This window comes from Candidatus Palauibacter australiensis (assembly GCA_026705295.1).
Lineage (GTDB): Bacteria > Gemmatimonadota > Gemmatimonadetes > Palauibacterales > Palauibacteraceae > Palauibacter > Palauibacter australiensis.
Genome location: JAPPBA010000043.1, coordinates 1 through 6,125, shown reverse-complemented (window position 1 = coordinate 6,125; position 6,125 = coordinate 1). Strand labels below are relative to the sequence as shown.

The 6,125-nt window shown below is 68.9% G+C and carries 4 protein-coding genes and 1 pseudogene; 3 read left to right on the top strand and 2 right to left on the bottom strand.

What is annotated here, in order from left to right; genetic code table 11:
- Both thiC and OXN85_03135 read left to right on the top strand, forming a co-directional pair.
- A pseudogene (gene thiC / locus OXN85_03140) lies at window positions 1–1,069 on the top strand (phosphomethylpyrimidine synthase ThiC).
- A gap of 149 nt (window positions 1,070–1,218) precedes the next feature.
- A complete protein-coding gene (locus OXN85_03135; GenBank protein MCY3598955.1) occupies window positions 1,219–1,830 on the top strand; it encodes a hypothetical protein in 612 nt (203 codons plus the stop codon).
- A 50-nt stretch (window positions 1,831–1,880) separates the two neighbouring features.
- Here the strand turns inward: OXN85_03135 and OXN85_03130 are convergent, their stop codons facing one another.
- On the bottom strand, window positions 1,881–3,881 hold the full coding sequence (locus tag OXN85_03130; protein MCY3598954.1) for an acyl-CoA dehydrogenase family protein: 2,001 nt from the start codon (window positions 3,879–3,881) through the stop codon (window positions 1,881–1,883).
- 302 nt (window positions 3,882–4,183) lie between these two features.
- Between OXN85_03130 and OXN85_03125 the strand changes: the two genes are divergently transcribed.
- Window positions 4,184–5,419 (top strand): MFS transporter, encoded by a 1,236-nt coding sequence (locus tag OXN85_03125; protein MCY3598953.1) that lies wholly within the window; start codon window positions 4,184–4,186, stop codon window positions 5,417–5,419.
- Between the two features lie 45 nt (window positions 5,420–5,464).
- On the opposite strand, the gene OXN85_03120 is transcribed toward OXN85_03125, so the two are convergent.
- On the bottom strand, window positions 5,465–5,941 hold the full coding sequence (locus OXN85_03120; protein MCY3598952.1) for a hypothetical protein: 477 nt from the start codon (window positions 5,939–5,941) through the stop codon (window positions 5,465–5,467).
- Window positions 5,942–6,125: the final 184 nt, after the last annotated feature.

Here is a 6,125-nt window from a genome sequence, read left to right as displayed (position 1 = left end):
GTCCATCGAGGCGGAGGTGGAGAAGCTCCGCTGGGCCACGCTGTGGGGCGCCGACACGGTCATGGACCTCTCCACGGGCCGGAACATCCACGCCACGCGGGAGTGGATCCTCCGCAACTCCCCCGTTCCCATCGGCACCGTGCCCATCTACCAGGCGCTGGAGAAGGTGGACGGCATCCCCGAGGAACTCACGTGGGACGTCTACCGGGACACGATCATCGAGCAGTGCGAGCAGGGGGTGGACTACTTCACCGTGCACGCGGGGCTGCTGCTCCGGTACGTGCCGCTCACGGCGGAGCGCGTGACGGGGATCGTGAGCCGGGGCGGGTCGATCATCGCCAAGTGGTGCATGGCCCACCACCGGGAGAACTTCCTCTACGCGCACTTCCGCGAGCTGTGCGAGATCGTGCGGGAGTACGACGTGTCGCTGTCGCTGGGAGACGGGCTGCGGCCGGGGTCGATCGCCGACGCGAACGACGAGGCGCAGTTCGCCGAGTTGCGCACGCAGGGCGAACTGACCCGGCTGGCTTGGGAATACGACGTGCAGGTCATGAACGAGGGCCCGGGGCACGTCCCCATGCACCTGATCCGCGAGAACATGGACCGGCAGCTCGAGTGGTGCGACGAGGCGCCCTTCTACACGCTGGGGCCGCTGACGACGGACATCGCGCCGGGTTACGACCACATCACGAGCGCGATCGGCGCGGCGACGATCGGCTGGCACGGCACGGCGATGCTGTGCTACGTGACGCCGAAGGAGCACCTCGGACTTCCGAACCGCGACGATGTGAAGGCGGGGGTCATCGCGTACCGGATCGCGGCACACGCGGCGGACCTCGCGCGCGGACACCCGGGCGCGCAGGCGTGGGATGACGCGATCTCCAAGGCGCGCTTCGAGTTCCGGTGGGAGGACCAGTTCAACCTCGCGCTCGACCCGGTGACCGCGCGCGACTTCCACGACGAAACGCTCCCGGCGGAGGGCGCGAAGATCGCCCACTTCTGCTCGATGTGCGGCCCGAAGTTCTGCGCGATGAAGATCAGCGAGGAGGTGCGCCGCTACGCGCGCGAGCAGGGGCTCGACGAGGCCTGACTCGCTCGGCGTGGAACCCGGAGTGGCCCACTTGCATATATTCTAACGGTGTGGAAGTGCCGGGCCGGCGGGAGGCCGCCGTGGCTTCACATGAGCCGGAACCCGGCCAGGGAGGAAGGGAGGAAGGGATGTTCGACCGAAGAAATGTCGTTGCTGCACTTCTGGCCGGTGCGCTCGCCACCGGCTGCAGCGAGGGAACGACGAGTCCGCCGACGACCGGAGAGCCGCTCTCAGCGGCCGAAGCCACGGCGCTGTTCGAGGCGATGCGGGCGGTTCACCACGACACGGCTGCCACGATCATCGGCGGCTCGGAGAACAGCTACGTGGTCGCGTGCCCTCTGGGAGGACAGGTCACCATCACGGGGACCGTCGTGGACGAGACCGTAGCCGACACGGCTAGGCTGACGGTCGATCACGCGGCGTCACCCAGCGGATGCCGGGTTTCGAGCGGCGGTGCGCACTTCACGGTGGACGGCCGCCCGCACGTCCGCGAACGGATGATCCTCACCCTCGTCGGCTTCGAGGCGTTCAACCTTGAGGGGTCGGTGGCCGGCACGCTGGACTGGCAGTCCGATGGCCGGTCCGGATCCTGCAACATCGATATGGCTCTGAGCGGGGCGCCGGACACCTCCGGCACCGGATCGTCGGTGGCGGCCGTCCTCACCGGCACGCTATGCGGCCACGAGACCCGCATCGAAGTAGAGGGTATACTGGACGACGCACCCGGCCCGTCCGGCTGATCGACCCCGGAGGAGCGACCCTGGGTCCGGCTGCGGGACGCTAGACTCCCTCAGACTACCTCGGCCCCGGCGCTCGCGGGACGGACATCCCGGCGAGGCTCCGTGAAGGGTTCGGACGGGGATGCGTCGGGTTCATGATCGGACGGCCCGACCGACTCCGTGCCCTTCCAGGCTTCGAGCGCGGCCTTCTGGAGGCCGACGATGTCGCGCTCCATCCACTCGAAGCGGCCCGCCATGATGTCCTGGGCGATGCGGTAGTCCGCCGCGTCGTGGTTCGAGCGGATATGGCGGAAGAGTTCGCCGATGCGACGGCGTGACCCGGCCGCGAACGAATCGGCGAGACGGACGGCCTCCCGGGCTTCGTCGCGCGCCTCGTCCCCCGCCCGGCGGCGCAGCATGTCCGCCCTCGTGACGGCGGCCGCGATCGCGAACAGCTCGGCGCCGATGTCGATGCAGCGGAAGAGCAGGCCCTGGCGCCGCTCGAGCTTCGGTCCGTGCCGCAGCATGAGGTGGAAGATCGTGCGCGCCAGCCTGCGGCTGTTGCGCTCGACGTAGCGCAGGTGCTTCGCCAGCCGCCCGTGGCTCGCGAAGCGCGGCGGCAGGCTCCAGCCGATCCACGTCGTCGGATACCAGGTGGCGTAGAACCAGGCGGCCTTCGGCAGCGCCCCGAGCTTCGCGCCGAGGCCGAGCCGCGGGTCGACGAGATCGCCCGCAATCTGGAGGTGCCGGTCGACGGCCTCGCGGGCCATGAACAGGCGCAGGATCTCGCTCGATCCCTCGAAGATCCGGTTGATGCGAAAATCCCTCAGCCAGCGCTCGACAGCGACCGGTTCCTCGCCGCGCGCCGTGAGCGAGTCGGCCGTCTCGTAGCCGCGCCCGCCCCTCACCTGCAGCGCGTCATCGACGAGTTGCCAGCCCGTTTCCGTGTTCCAGAGCTTCGCCATCGCGGCTTCGAGCCGGATGTCGTAGCCGCCCCGGTCCGCCATCGACTGCGTGAGGTCGGCGATCGCGGACATGGCGTACGTTCGCGTCGCGATCGACGTCAGGTAGTGTGCGATCGTCTCGTGCTTGCCGACCGGCACGCCCCACTGGATGCGTTCCGCGCACCAGCGCCGGCACGCCTCGAGCGCGGCCTGCGCGCCGCCCACCGACGAGGCCGGGATCGTCAGGCGTCCCGTATTCAGCGTCATGAGCGCGAGCTTGAGTCCGCTCCCCTCCTTCCAGAGGAGGTTCTCGGCCGGCACGCGGACGTCGGTGAATCGGATGATGCCGTTCTCGAGCGCCTTCAGACCCATGAAGTGACAGCGCCGCACGACTTCGACGCCCGGCCAGTCGCGCTCGACGATGAAGGCGGAGATGCGGCCCGTGTCCGGGTGGCGCGCCATGACGACGTAGAGTTCGGCCAGGGTGCCGTTCGTGCACCACAGCTTCTCGCCGTTCAGGATGAAGGCGGACCCGTCCTCCGTGCGCTCGGCGGAGGTCGTGAGCCGGGCGGGGTCCGAGCCCACGTCGTTCTCGGTGAGCGCGAAGGCGCTGACCGCCCCCTTGGCGAGCCGGGGAAAGTAAGCCGCCTTCTGCGCCTCGGTGCCGAACATCTTGAGCGGCTGCCCCACGCCGATCGACTGATGGGCGGAGAGGAGGGCGACGACGTTGCCGTCCACCGAACCCACCACGCGCATCGCGTTCGCGTACTCCGTCTGGTTGAACCCGAGGCCGCCGTACTTCTCCGGCACCTTGATGCCGAAGGCGCCGCGCTCCGCGAGCGCCCGCACCACCTCGGGCGGGATCTTGCCGTCCCGGTCGATGCCGTCCGAGTCCACCTCGTCACGGAGGAAGATCCGCAGGTCCTCGGTCCACCCGCGTGCGCGGTCGGAGATGAAGTCGTCGGGGTCCGGATAGGGGTGGATCGCGTCGAGCCGGAACTTCCCGAGGAAGAGGTTCCGGACGAAGGTTCGCCCCGTCCAGTCGGTCTCGCGGGCGGCCTCGGCGACCTTCCGGGCCTCGGCCTCGCTGACGTGCGATCCTGTATTCGCAGCGGGTTGTTCAGACATGTAGATCTTTTGTCTCGTGTGCCTCGTGTGCCTCATACGGGAACGTCGCCGGGCACGCCCCCTGCGACGGCGACTCTCCCGCAAACCTACCCTACGCCACGCGCTCGCGACAAACCGACGGCGTGGCGTTCGGGCCGTCGGCGGAGGCGGGCGAGCGCGACCGGACGGGTCGCGTTACGCGGACCCCTCGTCGTACCCTTGAGCGTCCGAAACGGACCTCCGCCTGCTTCGAAAGGCCGCCGCGAGTGAACCCGACCCCTCAACCCCCGCCCGTCGCACGCCGGGAGATCGTCTCCTGGGCGATGTACGATTTCGCCCACTCGGCCTTCGGGACGATCATCGTGACGTTCATCTTCTCCGCCTGGTTCGCCCGCTCGATCGCTCCCGACGAGGTGCTGGGGGGCGTCTGGTGGACGCGCGCGGTCACCGTCTCGGCGGTCACGACCGCGCTCATCATGCCCGTGGTGGGCGCGATGGGGGACTACGGCGGCCTCAAGAAGCGGTTTCTGTTCGTCGCCACAGTGGTCTGCGTCGCCCTGACCGCGGGTCTCTTCGGCATGGGGCCGGGCGATGCGTGGATCGCCGCGCTCGTGTTCATCGGGGCCAGCGTCGCCTACGAGTCGATGCAGTCGCTCGCCAACGCGTTTCTTCCCGAGATCTCCACGCGAGAGAACATGGGACGGATATCCGGGCTGGGCTGGGGTCTCGGATACTTCGGCGGCCTTCTCTGCCTCGTGCCGGCGCTGGGGATGGTCAGCGGCTGGCTGCCGGAGGACGGAGGGCTGAACGTGCGGTCCACGAGCCTCCTCGCCGCCGGCTGGCTCCTCGTGTTCTCAATTCCGGTCTTTCTCTTCCTTCGGGAGCGGCAGCCCCGCCGCCGCGCGCCGCTCGGCACCTGCGTGCGGATGGGCTTCGGCCGCATCGCGAACACGGCCCGGGACCTGAGGCGCTATCGTCAGGCCGTCCGCCTCCTCGTGGCGCGTCTCGTCTACAACGACGGGCTCGCGACCGCCTTCGCCATGGCGGCGATCTTCGCCGGGGTCGAGTTCGGGATGGAGACCGCCGACCTCCTCGTCCTCGGCATCGTCGTGAACCTGACGGCCGGCGCGAGCGCGATCGGCTTCGGGTTCGTCCAGGACCGGATCGGCGGGAAGCGAACGATCGCCATCACGCTCGTGCTGCTGATGGTGGCGATCGTCATGGCATGGTCCGCGCGGGATCTCCCGATGTTCTGGGGCGCGGCGATACTCCTGGGGCTGATGGTCGGACCGAACCAGGCGGGGAGCCGCGCCCTCCTCGGGTCGTTCGTACCCGAGAGCAAGCAGGGCGAACTGTTCGGCTTCTACGCCTTCTCGGGACGGCTTTCCGCCGCGGCCGGGCCGCTCTCCTACGGGCTCATCCTGGGCGCCACGGGCAGCCACCGCTGGGCCATCGCTTCCATCCTCGTCTTTCTCGCCGCCGGGTTCCTGCTACTACTGCGCGTGGACGAGGAGGAGGGCGTGGCGCTGGCGGAGGCGGAGGCGACGCCCGCAGGCTAGCGTCCGGTTCCCGGCGTCAAGCGGCCAGCGTGGCCACTTCCTCGCTCAGAAGGAGATGTAGCCGCCGATCTGGAACAAGATGAGCGCGTCGTCGCTGTCCGACAGAGGCTGACGGTCGAGGATCACGCGGCCGCCGTACCGCCGGCCGAGCGTCAGGCTGGCGCCGAACGTATGGACCACTTCAGATCCGGTGTACGCCAGTCCCGCGCGCGCCGCCGGCCGCAGGAGCCACTCGCCGCGCCCGATCCGGACGGACAGTCCGCTCCGGCTGGTCGTGCCCGCGACGTCCACGCAACGGAAGTTGTCCACATTGGCGTACACCGACACGGGGCCGGCGACCCGCCCCTTCACGCCGACGTAGTGCCCGGGGCACGCGATGTCGTTACCGCCGTCGATGCCCGCTTCGAGCATCAACCGACCCTCCGTCTCCGCTGTCTGCGGAGGCGGCGTCGACCGTCCAGGCGCTTCCTGCGCCTGCAGCGGTGTAGCGAGCAGCACGCCCCATATCATCAGTCGTTTCATGACAGTTTCTCCCATACCTGGAACGCGTTTGGTACGCTGGGTTGCCCGGCTAGCTCTAGATGCCAGGGACGTTGGTGACCGTTGGCTCGACTAGTGGAGAACTCGTGTCTGCACGCGTGAGTGGCGAGTGGCGATGATGGCCGGTGGCATGATCCGACGAACCCTCTAAAGCGGGGTGCAGATT